The 22001-nt window shown below is 61.5% G+C and carries 20 protein-coding genes; 15 read left to right on the top strand and 5 right to left on the bottom strand.

The window, feature by feature from the left end:
• Positions 1 to 21 precede the first annotated feature (21 nt).
• From I2G20_RS01100 to I2G20_RS01085, 4 genes are all read left to right on the top strand, one after another.
• A complete protein-coding gene (locus I2G20_RS01100; protein ID WP_196257828.1) occupies positions 22 to 591 on the top strand; it encodes a 5'-methylthioadenosine/S-adenosylhomocysteine nucleosidase in 570 nt (189 codons plus the stop codon).
• A gap of 60 nt (positions 592 to 651) precedes the next feature.
• Positions 652 to 1389, top strand: a complete 738-nt coding sequence (locus tag I2G20_RS01095; RefSeq protein WP_196257827.1) for an endonuclease/exonuclease/phosphatase family protein — start codon at positions 652 to 654, stop codon at positions 1387 to 1389.
• Positions 1390 to 1500: 111 nt separating this feature from the next.
• The gene (locus I2G20_RS01090) at positions 1501 to 3312 is read left to right on the top strand and encodes an ABC-F family ATP-binding cassette domain-containing protein (RefSeq protein WP_196257826.1); all 1812 of its coding nucleotides are present in this window, start codon (positions 1501 to 1503) and stop codon (positions 3310 to 3312) included.
• Between the two features lie 398 nt (positions 3313 to 3710).
• Complete coding sequence (locus I2G20_RS01085) at positions 3711 to 4316, top strand: L,D-transpeptidase (protein WP_246472728.1); 606 nt, start codon at positions 3711 to 3713, stop codon at positions 4314 to 4316.
• A 74-nt stretch (positions 4317 to 4390) separates the two neighbouring features.
• Here the strand turns inward: I2G20_RS01085 and I2G20_RS01080 are convergent, their stop codons facing one another.
• On the bottom strand, positions 4391 to 4591 hold the full coding sequence (locus tag I2G20_RS01080; RefSeq protein ID WP_196257824.1) for a hypothetical protein: 201 nt from the start codon (positions 4589 to 4591) through the stop codon (positions 4391 to 4393).
• A 277-nt stretch (positions 4592 to 4868) separates the two neighbouring features.
• Here I2G20_RS01080 and I2G20_RS01075 point away from each other — a divergent pair, with 277 nt between their 5' ends.
• Positions 4869 to 5930: a PRC-barrel domain-containing protein gene (locus I2G20_RS01075; RefSeq protein WP_196257823.1), complete on the top strand. Its 1062-nt coding sequence runs from the start codon at positions 4869 to 4871 to the stop codon at positions 5928 to 5930.
• Positions 5931 to 6040: 110 nt separating this feature from the next.
• Positions 6041 to 6265, top strand: coding sequence for a hypothetical protein (locus tag I2G20_RS01070; RefSeq protein WP_196257822.1), 225 nt, complete (start codon positions 6041 to 6043; stop codon positions 6263 to 6265).
• A gap of 176 nt (positions 6266 to 6441) precedes the next feature.
• On the opposite strand, the gene I2G20_RS01065 is transcribed toward I2G20_RS01070, so the two are convergent.
• From I2G20_RS01065 to I2G20_RS01050, 4 genes are all read right to left on the bottom strand, one after another.
• Positions 6442 to 6873 (bottom strand): hypothetical protein, encoded by a 432-nt coding sequence (locus I2G20_RS01065; RefSeq protein WP_196257821.1) that lies wholly within the window; start codon positions 6871 to 6873, stop codon positions 6442 to 6444.
• 3 nt (positions 6874 to 6876) lie between these two features.
• Positions 6877 to 7224, bottom strand: coding sequence for an ElaB/YgaM/YqjD family protein (locus I2G20_RS01060; RefSeq protein WP_196257820.1), 348 nt, complete (start codon positions 7222 to 7224; stop codon positions 6877 to 6879).
• Positions 7225 to 7324: 100 nt separating this feature from the next.
• Positions 7325 to 7876: a sigma-70 family RNA polymerase sigma factor gene (locus I2G20_RS01055; RefSeq protein ID WP_196257819.1), complete on the bottom strand. Its 552-nt coding sequence runs from the start codon at positions 7874 to 7876 to the stop codon at positions 7325 to 7327.
• Between the two features lie 10 nt (positions 7877 to 7886).
• On the bottom strand, positions 7887 to 8021 hold the full coding sequence (locus tag I2G20_RS01050) for a NepR family anti-sigma factor (RefSeq protein WP_246472726.1): 135 nt from the start codon (positions 8019 to 8021) through the stop codon (positions 7887 to 7889).
• A gap of 231 nt (positions 8022 to 8252) precedes the next feature.
• Here I2G20_RS01050 and I2G20_RS01045 point away from each other — a divergent pair, with 231 nt between their 5' ends.
• The 9 genes from I2G20_RS01045 (at position 8253) to glgX (ending at position 21957) form a co-directional block, all read left to right on the top strand.
• The gene (locus I2G20_RS01045; RefSeq protein WP_196257817.1) at positions 8253 to 9050 is read left to right on the top strand and encodes a response regulator; all 798 of its coding nucleotides are present in this window, start codon (positions 8253 to 8255) and stop codon (positions 9048 to 9050) included.
• Positions 9051 to 9143: 93 nt separating this feature from the next.
• Entirely contained in the window at positions 9144 to 9308 is a 165-nt protein-coding gene (locus tag I2G20_RS01040) for a DUF1328 domain-containing protein (protein ID WP_196257816.1), read from the top strand.
• Between the two features lie 50 nt (positions 9309 to 9358).
• Positions 9359 to 10381 carry a sensor histidine kinase gene (locus tag I2G20_RS01035; protein WP_196257815.1) on the top strand — a complete coding sequence of 341 codons (1023 nt, stop codon included), beginning with the start codon at positions 9359 to 9361 and terminating at the stop codon, positions 10379 to 10381.
• Between the two features lie 369 nt (positions 10382 to 10750).
• The gene (locus tag I2G20_RS01030) at positions 10751 to 13213 is read left to right on the top strand and encodes a glycogen/starch/alpha-glucan phosphorylase (RefSeq protein WP_196257814.1); all 2463 of its coding nucleotides are present in this window, start codon (positions 10751 to 10753) and stop codon (positions 13211 to 13213) included.
• 60 nt (positions 13214 to 13273) lie between these two features.
• Entirely contained in the window at positions 13274 to 15472 is a 2199-nt protein-coding gene (gene glgB, locus I2G20_RS01025) for a 1,4-alpha-glucan branching protein GlgB (protein ID WP_196257813.1), read from the top strand.
• 114 nt (positions 15473 to 15586) lie between these two features.
• Positions 15587 to 16858 (top strand): glucose-1-phosphate adenylyltransferase, encoded by a 1272-nt coding sequence (gene glgC / locus I2G20_RS01020; protein WP_196257812.1) that lies wholly within the window; start codon positions 15587 to 15589, stop codon positions 16856 to 16858.
• Positions 16858 to 18297, top strand: a complete 1440-nt coding sequence (gene glgA / locus I2G20_RS01015; protein WP_196258190.1) for a glycogen synthase GlgA — start codon at positions 16858 to 16860, stop codon at positions 18295 to 18297. Before glgC ends, glgA begins: the two co-directional genes overlap by 1 nt.
• Complete coding sequence (locus I2G20_RS01010) at positions 18294 to 19925, top strand: alpha-D-glucose phosphate-specific phosphoglucomutase (protein ID WP_196257811.1); 1632 nt, start codon at positions 18294 to 18296, stop codon at positions 19923 to 19925. The genes glgA and I2G20_RS01010 overlap by 4 nt, the downstream gene beginning before the upstream one ends.
• 7 nt (positions 19926 to 19932) lie before the next feature.
• The gene (gene glgX / locus I2G20_RS01005) at positions 19933 to 21957 is read left to right on the top strand and encodes a glycogen debranching protein GlgX (RefSeq protein WP_196257810.1); all 2025 of its coding nucleotides are present in this window, start codon (positions 19933 to 19935) and stop codon (positions 21955 to 21957) included.
• Positions 21958 to 22001 lie beyond the last annotated feature (44 nt).

The following is a 22001-nucleotide window of genomic DNA, read 5'->3' as shown; positions in this document are numbered from 1 at the left end:
TTGGGCGGCATTTTGCATGTCATGGCCGCCGACGCCGAATATGGCCCACATCTCGGGGCGCGCATTTCGCCGGTGATGACCGGTGTCGGGCCCGTCGAGGCGGCGGTTTCGGTGACTGCAGCTCTCGCGGCGGGAAAACCGGATCTGGTGATTTCCCTCGGGTCTGCCGGGTCCGCGAGGCTGACGCAGACGGAGGTTTACCAGGCGTCCTCCGTGTCTTATCGCGACATGGATGCCTCGGCGCTGGGGTTTCCCAAAGGGCAGACACCTTTTCTCGACCTTCCGGCCGAACTTCCGCTCTCGCCGCTGGTGCCGGGACTGCCCACGGCGCGCCTTTCGACGGGCGCCAACGTGGTATCGGGCAGGGGGTATGCGGGAATCGATGCCGATATGGTCGACATGGAGACATTCGCCATCCTCCGCGCCTGCCAGCGCTTCGGGGTACCACTGATCGTGTTGCGCGGCATTTCCGACGGGACCGAGCCACTGGAGGGTTTCGAGAGCTGGACACGTTATCTCCACATTGTCGATGAAAAGCTCGCCGTGGCGCTGGATTCGGTCGAGGCATTCTGGCGGGGACAAATGCGGTGAAAGGGAACGGCAACGCGATGTCACCATTGACCTGTCATCTCCACGGTCCACAATAGTCCAATGATCAGCGTTGCTTCCTACAATATCCGCAAGAGCGTCGGCACCGACTGGCGCCGAGACCCAAACCGGATTCTGGACATCCTGATGGAGGTCGATGCCGACGTCATCGCCTTGCAGGAAGTCGATCGTCGCTTCGGTTCGCGCTCGTCCTCGCTCTCACCCGACGTGATCATCGAGCGGTCGGGATATGTCCCGATCCGGTTCGGGGTGCGCAAGCAGAGCCTCGGCTGGCACGGCAACACGATCCTTGTCAGGCAGGGTATCGAGGTTTTGGGGCAGTCGACGCTGACGCTGCCCGCGCTGGAGCCGCGCGGGGCGGTGATGGCAGACCTGAAGGTAGGGGACGAAAAGCTCCGGGTCATCGGTCTGCATCTGGGGCTGGTCGATCTCTGGCGGCGGCGGCAGGCGCAATCTGTACTCAACCAACTCGACGTGCTGGACGAGGCGTTGCCCACGGTGATCATGGGCGACCTGAACCAGTGGACAACCGAGGGCGGGTGCCTTTCCCATTTCGCTGAGAACCACCGAATTATTGCCCCGGGGCCGAGCTTTCATTCGTCCCGTCCCGTTCTGGCATTCGACAGGATCATCACGACACTCGATATCGATGTGATTGCATCGGGGGTGCATAAATCCGAGCTGGCGCGCAGGGGGTCCGATCATCTGCCGGTCTGGGCGCGGATCAGGATCAACGCCGAGGCAAAAGCCGGATCGGCGGACATGGCGGCGGTGGGGTGATTTCAAGCCGCGAGGCTCGAAGCTGGTATTGCCCACATAGATGCCTTGCGCCTGACCCGATTTTTCGCCATCTGTCGCCTCGCATAGATTTCCTCACGATCAAGGACCGTCATGGCCGCGCCTTTGCTTGCCCTGCAATCGATAAAGCTCATTGTCGGCAGTCAGCCGCTGCTCGAAGGGGCGGAGCTTTCCGTGGGGGCGGGGGATCGGATTGCGCTGGTCGGGCGAAATGGATCGGGCAAGTCGACGCTTTTGAAAATTGCCGCGGGAATGCTGGAGCCGGATGGCGGCGAGCGGTTCTTTCAACCGGGCGCTACGGTGCGGTATCTACCGCAGGAGCCGGACCTTTCGGGTTTCTCGACGGTGCTCGCATATGTCGAGGCAGGGCTGGAGGGCGCGGACGATCCGTACCGGGCGCAGTATCTGCTCGATCAACTCGGGCTGACGGGGGCGGAAAACCCTGCGTCCCTTTCCGGCGGTGAGGCGCGGCGCGCGGCACTGGCGCGGGTCCTGGCACCGGAACCGGATGTCCTGCTCCTCGATGAGCCGACTAACCACCTTGACCTTCCAGCCATCGAATGGCTGGAAAGCGAGCTCAAATCGCTCAAATCGGCTCTGGTGCTCATCAGCCACGACCGGCGGTTCCTCGCTGACCTGACGCGCGCGACGGTCTGGATCGATCGCGGCGCGACGCGGCGGATCGACCAGGGATTCGCCGGGTTCGAGGCCTGGCGCGACGATTATCTCGAACAGGAAGAGCAGGCCCAGCACAAACTGGCGCGCAAGATCGCGGCCGAGGAGCATTGGGTGCGCTACGGGGTTACGGCGCGGCGCAAGCGCAATGTGCGGCGCATGGGCCTGCTGGCGAAGCTTAGGCAGGACGTTCGGGATTACCGAGGTCCGCAGGGAAATGTGAAGCTGGCCGTGAGCGAGGGGAAGGCTTCGGGTGCGTTGGTGGTCGAGGCTGAATCCATCGCCAAGGCGTTCGGAGAGCGGGTGGTGGTGCGCGATTTCTCGACGCGCGTCCTGCGGGGTGCACGGGTCGGGATCGTCGGTCCCAATGGAGCGGGCAAGACGACGCTTATCCGTATGCTGACGGGCGCCCTAGAACCCGATAGCGGGACGGTGCGGCTGGGCACGCGGCTCGAAATGGCGGTGCTCGACCAGCAGCGCGCCTCGCTCGATCCCGAGATGACGCTCAAGGAGGTCCTGACGGGGGGCGGCAGCGATACGCTGACCATCAATGGCGAGCCTAAGCACGTCATCGGCTATATGAAGGATTTCCTGTTCACGCCCGAACAGGCGCGGACGGCAGTCGGCAAACTTTCGGGCGGGGAGCGCAACCGAGTCACGCTGGCGCGTGCCCTCTCCCTGCCCTCCAATGTGCTGGTGCTGGACGAACCGACCAACGACCTGGACCTCGAAACGCTCGACCTGCTCGAGGAGATGATCGCCGATTACGACGGGACCGTGATCGTTGTCAGCCACGACCGCGATTTTCTCGACAAGGTGGCCAGTTCGGTCATCGTCGCGGAAGGCGACGGAACGTGGAACGAATATGCGGGCGGCTATTCCGACATGGTCGCCCAGCGCGGTAAGGGTGTCGAGGCGCGCGCGGCCATCAAACCCCAACCAGCCGCGCCCAAGGAGAAGTCGCAGATCGCGGCCGCTCCGGCCCAGGCAAGGCGCAAGCTTTCGTTCAAGGAAAAGCACGCGCTCGAATCCCTGCCCAAGTCGATGGATGCGCTCCGCGCAAAGATGTCGACACTGCAGGCCAAGCTGGACGATCCAGGGTTGTATATGCGCGATCCTGACGGATTTTCGGCGGCGACACGGGAATACACTGCCGCGCAGGAGGCCCTTGCGCGCGCCGAGGACGAATGGCTCGAACTCGAGATGCTGCGCGAGGAAATCGAGGGATAACCGGTCACATCTTTGCGAGCCGCCTCAAGGTTACCCAATTTCAATCATTTAGAACAAACTATCCATATCGGGCGGCGGAATCTCCCATTCCGCGGCCATTCGCAAATCGTGGTCTTGATCAACGCTGCCGCTGCGAGCGGCAAGGGGCGTTGCCGGCGGGCAACATCCTCGCGGGGGCGAGCGATCCAGACAGGAACCATCCTTTGCGTCGTGATTTTGGAATGGGTGCGGGAAGCCGCGCCGCATTTTGTTTTGCTGCGTTTTCGAGGCTGCGTGCCATGCGTCCGGAAACGCTCCTTTTATGGCGTACCGAGGTTTGAATAAGCCGAATGTCTACAAGAACGAAAACTTCAATCGACCGCAGAACGTTTATCTCAGGCCTCGCAGGGTTTTCTGCTTTGGCACTGGCGGGCTGCACGTCGACCACGCGTACCGCTCCCCAGCCGGTGACACCGCAATACGATCCCTTCTATGTGAGCATGTACGGGCCCTTGCCCAACGAGAAATTCCCCGTTCCGGCGGTCGACCTGCGTTACCTCGATCCGCAGTACTATCGTCGGGTCGTGGACGATCCGACGGGCGAACGGCCCGGGACGCTCGTGGTGGATACCGCCTCGCGTTACCTCTACCTCGTGCGCGAGGGGAGACAGGCCATTCGCTATGGCGTCGGGATCGGGCGAGACGGATTTTCGTGGTCGGGCCGCGGCTATATCTCGTACAAGCGCGAATGGCCCACATGGACGCCGCCGGCGGCGATGATCGCGCGGGAGCCCCATCTTGAGGAATGGCGCCACGGCCAGCCCGGCGGGCTAGACAATCCCCTGGGCGCGCGAGCGCTTTATATCTTCCAGAACGGGCGGGATACGCTCTATCGCGTACATGGCTCGGGTGAGCCGTGGTCGATAGGGAGTGCAGTGTCCTCGGGCTGCGTACGGCTGCTCCATCACGACGTGATCGATCTTTACAACCGCGTTTCCTCGGGTGCCCCCATTCTCGTAGCCTAGAAGGACGTCGCTGACCCTTTGTGGTTGCCCTGCGCCCCGGCAAGTCACTGCCGGGGCGCAATGCTTTGGGCAGCCTAGCGGCCGGAAACTGGTGGGTCTAGAACCAGCACAGCGTCCGGGTCCATGCTTGTGAAATCGAGCGGCTGGGTCAGCAGGCCGAAGGACAGGACAGCGGTAAGCGTGATGGCGCACCACCCGATCACAAACCCGCGACGGTTGTAGCCCCTGATAGGGTCCGACACGGCGCTGCCACCAAGTTTAAGAGATCTGGACATCGGCGATTATCCGGTTGTTGAGCCGGAAGGACATATGGCGAGCAAATGTGCTGCCGTTGGGGCTCAATCATGCCGAAATCACGTCCTTTCCAGGGCAAGTCCCAAACACCCTAACCTCACCAAATGCGCCCGCATGCAACGCGGTTCCGCGCATGCGGGTTGCGCAAATCGGAAGCCTGTCGGCGGGAACCTTGCATGGAAGTCAGCGTTGGATTTGCACGGCGACCGGCGGACTTCCGCTGGCCGCGCGCTCAACAAGCGATTTCAGGAGAAAATTATGTATCGCAAGCTTCTTGCCACAACCGCGCTTTCGCTCGTCCTAGCGGGCGGAGCCTATGCACAGGATGCTGTGCAGCCCGCGCCCATGGAGCCGATGACCGAAGCTCCTGCTGTCGAAACGCCTGCCAATGCGCTCGTGACGCCCGCCGAACGCGGCATCAGCGCCAATGGTTGGCTCGCCAGCGAAATCATGGGCGAGAACATCTACAATTCGTCCGCCGATGACGCCGATGTGATCGGCGAAGTCAATGATTTCGTGCTCGATCAGAACGGTTCGATCGGGGCCGTGATCGTCGGCGTCGGCGGTTTCCTGGGTATCGGCCAGAAAAATGTTGCCGTGAACTGGGAAGATCTCCAGTTGGTCATCGGCCCCAATGGCGAGCAGCGCCTGGTTGCAGCCATGACCCGTGAGCAGCTTGAAGCCGCTGCCGAGTTCGAACGCTCCGAATGGCTCGCCAGCGAACGCGGTGAAGGACTTTGGGACGATCGTGCTCCTGGGGCCGAAGCGCCGATGGACCCCGCCGCTCCGGCTGCTCCCGGAGCAACAGTGGAGCCCGTGGATCCGAACGTCCCGGGTAATGAGATGAACCCCGATGCTCCTGCCGATCCTGCGGCGCCTGGCGCGGTTGTTGTTACCGATCCCGCAGCGCCGGCTGACCCTGCTGCACCGGCCGACCCGAACGCTCAACCGATGGCTGGCGATGCCGCGATCACCGATTGGAATACGTTCCAGCCTGTTGCGGTCGGGGAAATCTCGGTTGAAGAACTGACCGGCACCACGGTTTATGGTGCGGGCGACGAGAACATCGGCTCGATCGGTGACGTAATCCTCTCGGATAGCGGCGAAGTCGAAGCCGTGATCATCGACTTTGGTGGGTTCCTGGGGATCGGCACCAAGCCTGTTGCCGTGGGCTTCGACAACCTGAGCTTCATGCGCAACGAAAACGGCGATCTGGTGCTCCGTACCAATCTGTCGCGCGAGCAGCTCGACGCCGCCCCGGAATATAACGCCGATGCCTATCTGGCAGCCCCCGGCGACAATCGCCTGGTTGTCAACTAACCATCGGCAAAGCAAGTCATAAGGGCCGGTCTCTGACCGGCCCTTTTTCGTTTGCGGGAACCCGCGCCGCGCATCTCACGTTTGTCAGAGGTAACAGCGAGGATTCCGCCATGGCCGACAACAAGAATATCTCTACCTATTTCGATAGCGGTGCGGTCACGCGCAAGCCGAGCGATATCGCTGCGGATCCGATGCTCTCCAACGCGCGCAAGATCGAACTGCTGAAAAGCTACAAGGATCACCACGCCGCTCCCGAGCACAAGGGCGTGTTGCGGGATGCCGACCTCGAGCTGGAAAAACTGCTCAAGCTCAATTCCCTCGCCAACGAGAGGTGAGGCGCGAGCCTAGGCAGAGGCCGCGATCTCGAATTAGGCAATCGGGAGAATAATTCCCGGCCTTGCTCCAGCGCCTGTCCCCCCATAGAGGAAAACCGAAGTCCGCCGCGCAAGTCCCGATCAAACGGACCTTGAGCGCGGACTTCGGTATCCTTGGGAAACGATAGAGAGACGGATCAGTCGTCGTCGCGATTTTTGTGCCGGGTAAGATACCAGGCACCAAACAGGGTCGCTGCCGCTGGCCAGAACATTGGCCCTTTCATCCGGGAAACGATACGCAGCCCGACGTCGGCGAGGGTGAGGCTCGACGCGATCAGGGCGGTGTTGGCCGTGCTGACGCGGCGTTCCTGCTTGATCCGGTCCTTGCGAGCCGCGACGATGGCCCAAAGAATGGCCGCCGCGGCGAGAAACACGGCGGCCATGATCAATGAAGCGATAAGGGGATTGGTCGTGGCGGCCAGCCAGATAAAGGCTGCCGCCACGAGAAAGCCTGCACCGGTTAGTCCCAGGACGACAAGGGCCGCATAAACGGCGGCCGTTCGCCCAGCGGACCGCACGACGCGGCCTGCCTGATAGGTCAGCGTCGAAATCGGGGCGGGAAGCGCCATGAGCTAGACCCGCAGGATTTTCGAGAGCACGTAACCGACACCTGCCGCGACCAGCACCGAAGCGATCGGCTTTTCGCGGATCATCGTCTTGATCTCGTCCTCGGCGTATTCGAAATTTTGTTGGGCCGTCTCGACCGCTTCTTCGCCCTTGGCGATTACCTTGCGTCCGGCGCGTTGCATTTCGGATTTGGCTTCGCTGGTGCGGTAGCGGGCGATATCGCCGAGCGTGGCGGTGATGGCGGAGATGTCTTCCCGCAGGGCGGCAATCTCGGCATCGAGATCCTTGGCGGGGTCTTTTACGTTGCCGTTCGACGAACGGGGCGTGCTTGACGAGCTTGCGGCACGGGCCATTCCTGGTTCTCCCTGAACTTTAGGTTGTGATCTGGGGTAGAACGGCCAGAAAACGGTGAGGTTCCGGCGTGGCGTCAGAACCTCACCTTTTTTAAAGATTTCAGGCGGCACTGGGAGAATTGAGGTTCATCACGCCAACCGCGACGGCGTCGGGACCGTACTCCCCATCGCCTTCCAGCTTGAGCACCACGGCAAGCTGCGCGCGTGCGCGGGAGACGCGACTTTTGATCGTCCCGATGGCGCAGCCGCAGATTTCGGCAGCTTCCTCGTAAGAAAAGCCCGAGGCGCCCACGAGGATCAGTGCTTCGCGCTGGTCATCGGGAAGCGTGTCGATGGCGGCCTTGAAATCTTCCATGTCGAGCTTGCCCACCTGCTCGGGATGGGTGGAAAGCCGAGCCGCCATAAGCCCTTCCGGATCAGCAACTTCGCGCTTGCGCTTGCGCATCTGGCTGTAAAACTCGTTGCGAAGGATGGTGAAAAGCCAACCCTTGAGATTGGTGCCCGGTGTAAACGAATCCCGTTTGTCCCAGGCGCGAACCAGCGTTTCCTGCACGAGGTCGTCGGCCCGATCGGCCGAGCCGACGAGCGACATGGCGAAAGCGCGCAAATTGGGGATGACTGCGAGGAGTTCGGAGCGAAAGTCGTAAGACATAGTCACCCCCTCAACCGGCTTTGTCGTCTTTGGCCCCGAGCTTGTTCAGTAGCTCAAGGAGACGATCCGGCACTGGCTCCGAGACGACATTGTCGTAGAGCTCGCGAAGCTTAAGTCCAATAAAAGCTTGCGATTCGTCGCTCATGCGCGGCTCCGGCTTTGTGGGATCGCCCACTGAATCGGCCGGCGGCTTCCTGCTACTAGTCATTTGTGTCACTTATTCCCCCGTGAAGGCAGGTCATAGTCTGACGAAGCAACGCGAGCCAGAAAAAAAAGTTCCATCGGTTTTCGGAACTTTCCGATATCAAAAACGTTAATGGCTGTTCGCGCTCAGCCATGCATTGGGCGGATGGTATAAGTACGAGGGAGCATTTTCATGAATCTTGCCGAGTTGATCGCGCCGCATATTCCCTATCTGCGGCGGTTTGCGCGTTCTTTGACCGGCAGCCAATCGAGTGGCGACGCTTATGTTTCGGCCGCCCTTGAGGCCCTGATTTCGGACAGGTCCATCTTCCCCACAGAAGTTGAGGCGAAAGTTGGGCTCTATCGCGTATTCTGCCAGCTCTGGAAATCCGTCGACATCAACCTTCACGAACTGCCGCCCACCGACGACCGGTGGGAAACGCAGGCAAGGCGGAGCCTGACGGCCATCGCGCCGCTACCCCGGCAGGCTTTCCTGCTTTTGGCTGTAGAGCGCTTTTCCAGCCCCGATGCCGCATATATTCTGGGTGTATCGGATGACGAATACTCCCGGCTACTCGACGAGGCTGCACTGGAGATGGCGCGTCAGGTCGCCACGAGCGTGCTCATCATCGAGGACGAGCCGCTGATCGCGATGGACATTGAGAGCATGGTCGAGTCGCTCGGCCATACCGTGACCGGGATCGCGCGCACGCATAGCGAAGCCATCAAACTCTTCAACGAAAGACGTCCGGGACTCGTCCTCGCCGATATCCAGCTGGCAGACGGCAGCTCGGGGATCGATGCGGTCAATGACATTCTGCGTTCGGTCAGCGTGCCGGTGATCTTCATTACCGCTTTCCCCGAACGCCTGTTGACCGGAGAGCGGCCGGAACCGGCCTTCCTCGTTACCAAGCCGTTCCAGCCAGACATGGTCAAGGCTCTGGTAAGCCAGGTGCTGTTCTTTTCGGAACAAATGGAACAAGCGGCCTAGCCGGTTTGCTTCAGTTGCACCGCGCGGCGGAACTGTCGCGCGGTGTTGAACGTTTTCATGGCGAATTCCTCAAGCAATACAGGAGTACACGTCATGCTTGGATGGGCTCTGACTTTTCTGGTCATCGCGATTATTGCAGGTGTTCTGGGGTTCACCGGAATTGCAGGCGCCGCGACCTCGATCGCACAGGTTCTTTTCTTCATCTTCCTCATCGCCATGGTCATCGGGCTGATCTTCGGTCTGGGGCGGCGTGCGTAACGAAGGGAGCAGTCGGAACGGTACCACCCGGGCGCTGCGACCGATGCTGAATGCGTGTGAACACCGAAACTGATAATTTTGGCCCCAACGGCAAAAATAATCCCGGCGGGAGCGGACCGGACCGCTCGCGCCGGTTCGACTTTTTGCTCAAAGCCCTAGACCGAACCCCGATCTCAGTCTTCTACCAGACGCAGGATTTGATTTTCCGGTGGGCTGAGAACCTCCCCGACGGTATCGCGGAAGAGCAGGTGCTGGGCCGTCTGGACGGCGACTTCCTGCCTCCGCTCGCCGCCCAGCGGTTGGTCGATGCCAAGCTATCGGCCATCGAGACGGGCGTACCGCAGCGGTTCGAGGTGCCGATAACCCTCGAGGAGGAGGTGCGCTGGTTCGATACCTGGATCGATCCCGATATCAACGAAAGCAACGGTGTTCAGGGTGTGTTTACCACCATGCTCGAGGTGACCGAGCAGAAGCGCCACGAGGTGCAACTGCGCAATCTCTTGCGCGAGGTCAGTCATCGGTCCAAGAATCTCCTGGCGATCATTTTGAGCCTCGCCACGCAAACGGCGCGGAATTCGACGTCGATCGGCGGTTTCATCGGGGATTTTTCGGGTCGCCTGCAAGCCATAGCGCGAGCGCAGGACCTCGTGACCGACCGGGATTGGCAAGGTGCTTCGCTCAACGATCTGGTCATCAAGCAGGTCGCGCTGTTTCGCAGCGAGGTACCGGTCGCCGTCCGTATCTCGGGACGGGATCGCGTGATTTCGCCCTCAGCGGCCATCTATGTAGGGTTGGCCATTCATGAACTGGCCGCCCATGCGTCACGCACCGGCGCGTGGCGGAGCGGACCTATCGCGATCTCGATCGGAGAAGCCGCCAACGACGACTCCAGCGAGACTGTGATCCTCGAATGGAAGGCGAAGGCTGCCGCCCAAAACGCATCCTTCAATGGGCTTTCGAAACGCTTTCTCGAAAGCGTCGTACCGATCGCGGTAGATGGGACCGGTTCGATATATGATGGCGGCAACGATATTTCCTATCGGCTGTCGATAGGGTCTGCCCATATCGGGTGATCTCCCGGCAATAATCTCGTCGGCGCAGTGTGCGGCGTAAAAAGAAAGACCGGTTGCGTGAGCATACCGGCCTTTCTGGGTGCAAGGCGTTGGGGGAAACACCTCGCATATCCGATTTAATGCGCAGCCGGGGGATTGGTTCCGGCGGTTCGAAAAAATTTGGAGGATTGCCGGGCAGCAATCCTCCAGAGGTTAGGGCTTGGGCGTAATGAAGGTAGGGGGACCTCCATCACTGGACCCATAACGCGCAGGGCTCGCATTGGGTTCCCATTGTTCCGGACATGTAAATGCCGCTGGAATCTGCTTCGTCGCCGTGCAAGACTGGCCGCGAGTGAGGGGAGGAGAAAGACATGAAAACAAGGGTGCGCCATGCCGCAAAAGCCGATTGTCTTCGATGCCCCGATCCCCAGCCCCCGCGCCAGCGACGCTGAAAGTCTCCGCAACGAGATCCTCGAGAAACTGACCTATTCGGTCGGCAAGGATCCAATCGTCGCGCGCCGCAATGATTGGCTGACCGCCACCATTCTCGCCATCCGCGACCGCGTTATCGACCAGTGGATGGAATCCACCCGCGACACCTGGCGGACATCGAAGAAACGCGTCTATTACCTCAGCCTCGAATTCCTCATCGGGCGCCTCATGCGCGATGCGATGTCCAATCTCGGGCTGGCGGATGCGGTGCGCGAGGCGCTCGAGGGGTTCAACGTTTCGATCGACGAACTGATAGAGCGCGAGCCCGATGCGGCCTTGGGGAATGGCGGGCTGGGGCGCCTGGCGGCGTGCTTTCTGGAATCGATGTCGACGATCAAGGTTCCGGCCTATGGCTACGGCATCCGTTACGTGAATGGCATGTTCCGGCAGGAAATGAGCGAGGGCTGGCAGGTGGAGCTGCCCGAAACATGGCTTGCGCACGGCAACCCCTGGGAGTTCGAGCGGCGCGAGAGCGCGTATGAGATCGGATTCGGGGGTTATGTCGAGCCGGTGCAGCAGCCCGACGGTACGGTGCGGCAGGTCTGGCATCCGGCCGAACACCTCCTTGCGGTCGGGTTCGATACCCCGGTCGTGGGCTGGCGCGGCGCACGGATCAATACGTTGAGGCTCTGGAGCGCGCAGCCGATCGATCCCATCCTGCTCGACCGCTTCAACTCGGGGGACCATATCGGGGCCCTTGAAGAGAGCGCCAAGGCCGAAGCGATCACCCGCGTCCTTTATCCCGCGGACTCCAATCCGGCGGGGCAGGAGCTGCGCCTGCGCCAGGAGTTCTTCTTTTCATCGGCCTCGTTGCAGGACATCGTGCGGCGGCACCTCCAGCAATATGGCGATCTCGGTTCGTTGCCCGACAAGGTGGCGATCCAGCTCAACGATACCCACCCGGCGATTTCGATTGCCGAAATGATGCGCATTCTCATGGACGTGCAGGGGCTGGCATGGGACGAGGCCTGGAAGCTGACCAAGGGGACCTTCGCCTATACCAACCATACGCTTTTGCCCGAGGCGCTGGAAACCTGGCCGGTTGCGCTGCTCGAGCGCTTGTTGCCGCGTCAGATGCAGATCGCCTACGCGATCAACGCGATGGTGCTGGCCGAAGCCCGCGAGAAAGGGCTTGGCGATGGGCAGATCGCTGCGATCTCGCTGATCGATGAAAATGGAGGGCGCCGGCTGCGCATGGGGCAACTTGCCTTTGTCGGCTCGCATTCGGTCAACGGCGTCTCCGCGCTCCATACCGAATTGATGAAGCAGACGGTCTTTGCCGATCTCCACAAGCTCTATCCCGAGCGCATCAACAACAAGACCAACGGTGTCACGCCGCGGCGCTGGCTGATGCAGTGCAATCCTGGACTGACACGGCTCATCGCCGAACGGATCGGACCGGAGTTCAAGGACGATATCGAACAGCTCATCAAGCTCGACGCCCACGCCGAGGACAAGGGGTTCCAGGATCAGTTTTCCAGCGTCAAGCGCAAGAACAAGGAGGCTTTGGCGGCGCTGATCAGGGAACGGCTAGGCGTGCCGGTTTCTCCCGATGCGCTGTTCGACGTCCATATCAAGCGCATCCACGAATACAAGCGGCAGCTGCTCAACGTCATGGAGGCGGTGGCGCAGTACAACATGATCCGCGCCCATCCCGAAACCGATTGGGTGCCGCGGGTAAAGGTGTTCGCCGGAAAGGCGGCGCCCAGTTACTGGAACGCCAAGCTCGTCATCAAGCTGATCAACGACGTCGCCAAGGTGATCAACAACGATCCGGCAGTGCGCGGGCTTTTGAAAATCGTGTTCTTGCCCAATTACAACGTGTCGCTTGCTGAAACCATCATTCCGGCCGCCGACCTGTCCGAGCAGATTTCAACTGCGGGGATGGAGGCATCAGGCACGGGCAACATGAAATTTGCGCTCAACGGCGCGGTGACCATCGGCACGATGGATGGGGCCAATGTGGAAATCCGGGAGCGGGTCGGGGCGGAAAACATCGTCATTTTCGGACTCACCGCCGATGAAGTTCAGGATGTCCGCAGTCAGGGGGGGGCGCCGCGGCAGGTCATAGAGCAATCCCAGCTGCTCCGGGAGGCAATCGAGGGGATATCCAGCGGGGTGTTCTCGCCCGACGACAGAGGGCGCTACCGCCATCTGATGGATGGGCTTTACGATCACGACTGGTTCATGGTCGCCCGGGATTTCGACGATTATTACGAAGCGCAGCGGCGAGTGGATCATATCTGGGCCAATCGGAGTTATTGGAACGCGATGGCAATTCGCAACACGGCTCGCGTGGCCTGGTTTTCCTCGGATCGCACCATCCGTGAATATGCACAGGAGATCTGGAACGTCATGTAGCGTTCGCGGGCAGAGATCAGAGCCGATCGGGAGGCAGTATGCGTAAGGGGGGATTTGACGTTGGCTAAGGCGCAAACAGGCTGGGAGGCCGAAGGCGGGGACGTTGCCCGGATCGTGTCCGGGCAGCATCCGGATCCGTTTTCTGTTCTTGGCTTGCACAAGGCAGGAACCGTCTGGGCGGCGCGCGCTTTCGTTCCCCACGCCGAAACGCTGGCCGCCTATGCCCTCGATGGCACGGCATTGGGCGAAATGACGTCCCGCGGCTCCGGGTTCTTTGAAGGAAAAGTCAAGATCAAGGACCGCCAGCCGATCCGCTACCGGGCGGGCAATGCAGGCGGCGAGTGGGACGTGCACGATCCCTATTCGTTCGGTCCCGTGCTCGGGCCGCTCGATGACTATTATATCGGGGAAGGTTCGCACCTGAGGCTGTTCGACAAGCTGGGTGCGCATTTCATGGAATTCGAGGGGATCGAAGGCACCCATTTTGCGGTGTGGGCCCCCAATGCCCAGCGCGTGAGTGTCATCGGCTCGTTCAATGAATGGGACGGGCGGCGTCACCCCATGCGCAAGCGCACCGATACGGGAATCTGGGAGATTTTCCTGCCGGGCGTCCGCCCGGGGGCGCAATATAAGTACGAGATCATCGGCAAGAGCGGTAACCGCCTGCCGCTCAAAGCCGATCCATTTGCCCGCCAGTCAGAAATGCGGCCCAAGACGGCATCGGTGGTTGCCGACCCGGCGCCGTTCGAGTGGACCGATGGGGCTTACAGGGAAAGCCAGCGTGGCAAGGACATGCGCCGCGCACCAATGTCCGTTTACGAGGTGCATCTGGGCTCATGGCGCCGGCGGCCCGACGGCTCCTTTCTCTCCTATGACCAGCTGGCCGAACAGCTCGTACCTTATGCGGCGGATATGGGGTTCACCCATATCGAGCTGTTGCCTGTGACCGAGCATCCCTACGATCCGAGCTGGGGGTATCAGCCGACCGGGCTCTATGCGCCTACGGCGCGGTTCGGCGACCCGGCGGGGTTTGCGCGGTTCGTCAACGCGGCTCACGAGGCGGGGCTGGGGGTCATCATGGATTGGGTGCCCGCGCATTTCCCGACCGACGAGCACGGGTTGGCGCGGTTCGACGGCACCGCGCTTTACGAGCACGAGGATCCGCGGCAGGGCTATCACCCGGACTGGAACACCGCGATCTACAATTTCGGGCGCAAGGAGGTATCGAGCTACCTCACCAACAATGCGCTCTTCTGGCTCGAGAAGTTCCATATCGATGGGCTGCGCGTCGATGCGGTGGCCTCGATGCTCTATCTCGATTATTCCCGCCAGCCCGGCGAATGGGTGCCAAACCAGTTCGGCGGCAATCACAATATCGAGGCCGTCGCTTTCCTCCAGCGCGTCAATGCCGAGACCTACGGCCAGCATCCCGGTACGTTCACGGCTGCCGAGGAATCGACGAGCTGGAGCGGGGTGACCGCGCCGACCGATGCCAATGGGCTCGGCTTCGGGTTCAAGTGGAACATGGGGTTCATGAACGACACGCTGCGCTACATGCAGCGCGACCCCATCCACCGGCGCTATCACCACAACGACCTGACCTTTGGGCTTCTCTACGCCTTTTCGGAGAACTTCATCCTGCCCCTTAGCCACGACGAGGTGGTACATGGGAAGGGCTCGCTGCTCAGCAAGATGGCGGGCGACGACTGGCAGAAGTTCGCGAACCTTCGCGCCTACTACGCGTTCATGTGGGGGTATCCGGGGAAAAAGCTGTTGTTCATGGGACAGGAATTTGCCCAGCGCGAGGAGTGGAACGAGAGCGAGGCGCTCGACTGGTGGTTGCTCGATGCGCCGGCGCATGAAGGGGTGCGGCGGCTCGTTTCGGACCTCAACACCGTCTATCGCGAATTGCCCGCTCTCCATGCGCGCGATTGCGAGCCAGAAGGCTTCGAGTGGATCATCGCCAACGACGCCGCCAATTCGATCCTCGCCTGGGTGCGGCGCGCGCCGGACCATCCGCCGGTGGTGGTGATCACCAATTTCACGCCGATTCCGCGCGAAGGCTTCCGGCTGCCGGTGCCGGCCGCAGGGCGGTGGATCGAGCGGATCAATACCGATGCGGGCTGGTACCACGGCTCGAACATGGGGAACCAAGGCGTCGTCATTGCCACGCCGGGCAATGAATTCGGTTATCCGGCGACAGCGGAACTCATCCTGCCGCCCTTGGCGACATTGATCTTGCAGTTCGAGCCGGATTAGCGCTCGGGGCAGGGGGGATTTCGAAAAAACTGAACCACCGCGCGTATTTAGAGAAGTCGGCTGAAACACAACAAATAGGGCCCGATCACAGGGCGCAAAAAGAGGGAGAGGAACATGGTCCAACCGAAACATCCGGCGCCGCTGGCGCGCGATGCCATGGCCTATGTGCTTGCCGGGGGGCGTGGGACGCGGTTGATGGAACTGACCGACCGCCGGGCCAAGCCCGCCGTATATTTCGGCGGCAAATCGCGGATCATCGATTTCGCGCTGTCCAATGCCATCAATTCGGGCATCCGGCGCATTTCGGTGGCGACGCAATACCAGGCGCACAGCCTTATCCGGCATCTGCAGCGGGGCTGGAACTTCCTGCGGACCGAGCGAAACGAAAGCTTCGATATCCTCCCCGCCAGCCAGCGGGTGGCCGAGGACATGTGGTATGCGGGGACAGCGGACGCCGTTTACCAGAACATCGACATCATCGAGGATTATGGCGCCAAGTATATCGTCGTGCTGGCGGGCGACCATATCTACAAGATGGACTATGAGATCATGCTGCGCCAGCATGTCGACACCGGGGCCGACGTGACCGTGGGGTGCCTCGAGGTGCCGCGCATGGAGGCCACCGCTTTCGGGGTCATGCATGTCGACGGGCGCGACCGGATCATCGATTTCGTGGAAAAGCCCAAGGACCCTCCCGGCATTCCCGACAAGCCGGACCTCGCGCTTGCCTCCATGGGCATCTATGTGTTCGAGACCAAGTTCCTGATGGATCAGCTTCGCCGCGATGCGGCGACCGAGGGGTCCGCTCGCGATTTCGGCAAGGACATCATTCCCTATATCGTCAAGAACGGCTCGGCCTGGGCGCACCGGTTCGCGCGGTCCTGTGTGCGTTCTTCCAACGAAGACGTGGCCTACTGGCGCGACGTGGGTACGGTCGATGCCTATTGGGAAGCCAATGTCGATCTGACCGACATTACGCCCGAACTCGATCTTTACGACCGCGACTGGCCCATCTGGACCTATGCCGAGATTACGCCGCCCGCCAAATTCGTCCACGATATCGAGGGGCGGCGCGGGCATGCAATCTCCTCGCTCGTTTCCGGGGACTGCATCGTTTCGGGCGCACAGTTGAAGCGCACGCTGCTGTTCACCGGGGTGCGCGTCAATTCCTATTCGGAACTCAACGAGGCTGTGGTTCTGCCACGGTGCAACATCGCCCGCGGCGTCCGGCTTTCGAAGGTCGTGGTCGATGCCCGGGTGGATATTCCCGAGGGACTTGTCGTCGGCGAGGATCCCGAATTTGACGCCAAATGGTTCCGGCGAACCGAGAACGGGGTTGTGCTCATCACCCAGCCGATGATCAACAATTATCTCGCCAGTCAATGATCGACGTTCTTTCCGTCACCTCCGAGATTTACCCGCTGGTCAAGACCGGGGGACTGGCTGACGTGGCCGGGGCGCTGCCTGGCGCCCTGGCGGCGCACGATTTCGCCATGCGGTCATTGGTTCCGGGCTATCCTCAGGTGATGGCTGCGCTCAAGAAGGGGCGGGTGGTCGCAGGGTTCGACGATCTGTTCGGCGGCCCCGCACAACTGATCGCGGCGCGGGTCCAGGGGCTCGATCTGATCGTTATCGACGCCCCCCACCTCTATGACCGGGCGGGGGGGATCTATGTCGATGACACCGCGAAGGACTGGGCCGACAACTGGGCGCGATACGCGGCGTTGAGTTGGGTGGCGGCGGAACTGGCCAAGGGGCTGGTCGATGGGTACCGCCCGCGCATTATCCACGCGCACGACTGGCAGGCGGCCATGGCCGCTGCCTATGTGGCTTTTGGGGGCGATACCGAAACGAGGGTGGTCGTTACCATCCACAACATCGCGTTCCAAGGGCAATACAAGGCGGACATATTTCCGATGTTGCGGTTGCCGCCTGCCGCATTTCACATGACCGGCGTGGAATATTATGGCGGGGTCGGCTTCCTCAAGGGTGGCTTGCGATGTGCCCATGCGATTACGACGGTTAGCCCGACCTACGCTCTCGAAATCCAGACGCCGCAGTTCGGGATGGGGCTTGAGGGACTGCTCGTCGAGCGCGCGAGCGATCTGCACGGCATTCTCAATGGCATCGATGCTGAGGAATGGAACCCCCAGACCGATACTGCACTCGCGGCCAATTACGGCGCGGCCAATACGGGAAAGCGCGGGCTCAACAAGTTGGCTCTGGCTGAGCGGTTCGGGCTGGAAATTAATGGCGGACCGCTGTTCGGGCTGGTCAGCCGCCTTACCTGGCAGAAGGGCATCGATATCGTTGCCGCAAATGTGGACTGGCTGGTTTCGCTCGGCGGGCGACTTGCGGTGCTCGGCTCGGGGGATCCCATGCTCGAAGCGGCGATGGCCGAGGCGGCCGGGCGCTATCCGGGGCGGGTGGGCTTCATCCGGGCCTATGACGAAAAACTTTCCCATCTCATGCAGGGCGGCTCGGACGTCATGCTCGTGCCGTCGCGGTTCGAGCCGTGCGGGCTGACCCAGCTCTACGGGTTGCGCTACGGCGCGGTTCCGCTGGTGAGCCGGGTCGGCGGGCTGGCCGATACGGTGATCGATGCCAATGAAGCGGCGGTAGACGCCGGTGTCGCGACGGGTATCCAGTTCATACCCGTCGATGGGCCGGCCCTCGGCGAAGCGATCCGCCGGACGATCACGCTCTACGACCGACCGGACGTGTGGGCGCGCATGCAGCGCAAGGGCATGAAGACGGATGTTTCATGGGAGAAGAGTGCAGGAAGATATGCTGCGCTCTATAACACGCTGTTGGGGATCGAATGAGCGTAAAGATTATCGCCACCACGCCTTATGAAGACCAGAAGCCGGGAACGTCGGGCCTGCGCAAGCGGGTCGTGCACTTCCAGCAGCCCAACTATGTCGAGAATTTCATCCAGTCGCTGTTTGACAGCCTGCCCGAGAAACAAGGCAAGACGCTGGTGATCGGCGGGGATGGGCGGTATTTCAACGACACGGTGATCCAGATCGCCATTCGCATGGCAGCCGCCAACGGATTCGGGCGCGTCCTGGTAGGACAGGGCGGCATTCTCTCGACACCCGGCGCTTCGCACGTCATCCGCCATTATGGCGCTTTCGGGGGGATCGTGCTTTCGGCCAGCCACAATCCGGGCGGGCCGGACGGAGATTTCGGGATCAAGTACAACGCTTCGAATGGCGGGCCGGCGCCCGAGCGGATCACCGATGCGGTTTATGCGCGGTCCAGGGTCATCACCGAATACAAAAGCGCCGATACGCCCGATGTCGATCTTTCGCGCAAGGGAATCCAGCATGTCGAGGGGATGATCGTCGAGGTCATTGATCCGGTGGCCGACTATGCGGCGCTGATGGAGACGCTGTTCGACTTCGATGCCATTGCTGCGATGTTCAAGACCGGGTTCCGTATGCGGTTCGATGCCATGCACGCGGTGACCGGTCCCTACGCCAAGGCGATCATCGAGGGTCATCTCGGGGCGCCGGATGGGACGGTTATCAATGCGGTGCCGCTGCCCGATTTCGGTGGCGGGCATCCCGATCCAAACCTCGTTTATGCCAAGGACCTCTACGATCTGATGATGGGCCCGGATGCGCCCGATTTCGGCGCGGCTTCGGACGGCGACGGCGACCGCAACCTCGTTATCGGCAGGGGCCGGTTCGTGACGCCCTCGGATTCGCTGGCGATCCTTGCCGCCAATGCGCATCTGGCGCCCGGCTATGCCAAGGGCATCGCCGGGATCGCGCGTTCGATGCCAACGAGCGCGGCAGCGGACCGCGTGGCGGAAAAGCTCGGCATCGAAATGCACGAGACGCCCACGGGCTGGAAGTTCTTCGGCAATCTGCTCGATGCCGGGCGGGTGACGATCTGCGGGGAAGAGAGCGCAGGCACCGGTTCCGATCACGTGCGGGAAAAAGACGGGCTATGGGCGGTTCTGCTTTGGCTCAATATCATCGCCCGGCGCGGGGCGGGCGTGGATGAGATTGTCCGCGAGCATTGGGCGACCTACGGGCGGAACTATTATTCGCGGCACGACTATGAAGAGGTCGACAGTGAAACCGCCAACCGACTGATGGCCGATTTGCGCGCGAAGCTGCCCGCACTGCTTGCGGATGGATTTGGCGGGCGGGAGATCGTGCTGGCGGACGACTTTACCTATCACGATCCCGTCGATGGTTCGACCAGTGCTTCGCAAGGGGTGCGCATCGGGTTTGCCGATGGTTCGCGGATCGTCTTCCGCCTTTCCGGCACTGGAACGGTGGGCGCAACCTTGCGCATCTACCTTGAGCGCTACGAAGCGCCGGGCGGCGACCATGAACGGGAAACGCAGGAAGCGCTGGCCGATCTCGTTGCACTGGCCGAATCCGTTGCCGAGATCGGAGCACGGACAGGACGGGCTGCGCCGTCGGTGATCACATAGGATTTTCATGCCCGGAACAAGCAGGAACGTAAAGGGATCGCCGACCCCTCTGGGCGCGACGGTCACGGATTCGGGCGTGGGATTTTCCGTCTACAGCGAGACGGCGGAAAAGATCTGGCTCTGCCTCTTCGATGAAGCCGATGCGGAAACCGATCGGGTGGAGCTCTTACGTGGGGACGACAATCTCTGGCACGTCCACATAGACGGCCTGGGTGCGGCTGCACGCTACGGTTTGCGCGCCGATGGCCGCTACGATCCCGCCCAAGGCTATTATTTCGATCCCAACAAGCTTCTGGTCGACCCCTATGCCAAGCGCATCGACCGGGCTTTCGTCCGCAGTCCCAAGCTCCGGGCATCGCGGGAGGAAAGCGTCGATACCGCGCCGCTCGTGCCCAAGGCGATCGTGCGGGCGGGCGCCGGCGTGCCGAGCGAGGTGCACGATACGTCCCGGCCACACCTCATCTACGAGGTCAACGTCCGCGCCCACACCATGCGCCATCCGAATGTACAGGGTCCATTGCGGGGCACCGTTGCGGGACTGACGACGCGGCATGTGCTCGACCACATCCTCCATATCGGCGCAGATGTCGTGGAACTGATGCCGGTCACGGCGTGGCTTGACGACGCACATCTGCCCAAGCTCGGATTGACCAATGTCTGGGGTTACAACCCGATTGCCTTCATGGCGCCCGAACCGCGCATAACGCCGCGTGGGCCGCGGGAATTGAAGGCCGTGACGGAGATGTATCGCGAGGCCGGCGTTCGGGTGGTCCTCGACGTGGTGTTCAACCATACGGGCGAGGGTGCGGCGGACGGCCCGGTGCTCTCGATGCGCGGGCTCGATGCACGCACCTATTATCGCTATGTCGAGGAGAATGGCCAGTTGCGGCTCGTCAACGACGCCGGCACCGGCAATACCCTGCGCTGCGACCATCCGGCGGTTCAGGATCTCATTCTGGCGTCGCTCCGGTATTGGGTCACCGAGATCGGAATATCGGGCTTCCGCTTCGACCTCGCGACCATCCTCGGGCGGACGATGGAAGGGTTTTCGCCGGACGCTGTAATGATCGAGCGCATCCGCAACGATGACATCCTCAAGGACTGCCTCCTGATTGCCGAGCCCTGGGACCCGGGGCCGGGAGGGTATCATGTGGGGCGGTTCGGCGAACCGTTCCTTGAATGGAACGACCGCTATCGCGACAAGATCCGAAGGTTCTGGAAGGGCGATGACCATACGCTCAGCGGGCTGGCGACACGATTGGCGGGGTCGGCTGACCAGTTCAACCACGATGGGCGCAAGCCATCGGCGAGCGTAAACTTTCTTGCGGCGCATGATGGGTTCACGCTGGCCGATGTCGTAGCGTATGCGCACAAGCACAACGGAGCCAATGGCGAGGACAACCGTGACGGGCACGATGCCAATCATTCCTGGAACTACGGAATTGAAGGGCCGACCGAAGATCCCGCCGTTCTCAAGGCCCGCGATCGCGACATCCGAGCGATGCTGGCGACGCTGTTTGTGTCCCACGGAACGCCGATGCTGACGGCCGGGGATGAATTCGGGCGGACGCAGCGGGGCAACAATAACGCCTATGCGCAGGACAACGAGACGACATGGCTCGATTGGGAAGGCGCCGACCAGGGGCTGATCGATTTCACTGCGGAAATGAGCCGCTTCCGTCGCGATCACCCCGCGTTACGGACCGATGCATTCCTGACCGGGGAATTCTCGAACGGCTTCAAGGACGTCACCTGGCTCCACCCCGAAGGGCGGGAGATGACCGATGGCGACTGGATGCATCCGGGTTCCTCAGTGGTGGGCATGTTCCTGCATGAAGCGGGGGAGGTGATGCTCGTGTGGTTCAATCGCCTCTATCATAGCGTCGATGCCGTACTGCCAGAGGAGAAAGGGCTGGCTTTCAAGACGAGCCTCGTTTCCTGCCCGGACGCCGATGTCTCGGTGGAAGGCAACCGCATCACCCTTCCAGCGCGGAGCGTCGTGGTTCTCGCGGGAAGCTCCAACGCATTATAAGAAATGAAGTAAAAAGCCGGTAACCACGCCTTAATCGTGAATGA

This window comes from Pelagibacterium limicola, assembly GCF_015694405.1.
Classification (GTDB): domain Bacteria; phylum Pseudomonadota; class Alphaproteobacteria; order Rhizobiales; family Devosiaceae; genus Pelagibacterium; species Pelagibacterium limicola.
The sequence above is the reverse complement of the archived record's forward strand: the minus strand, read 5'-3'. Positions and strand labels throughout refer to the sequence as shown.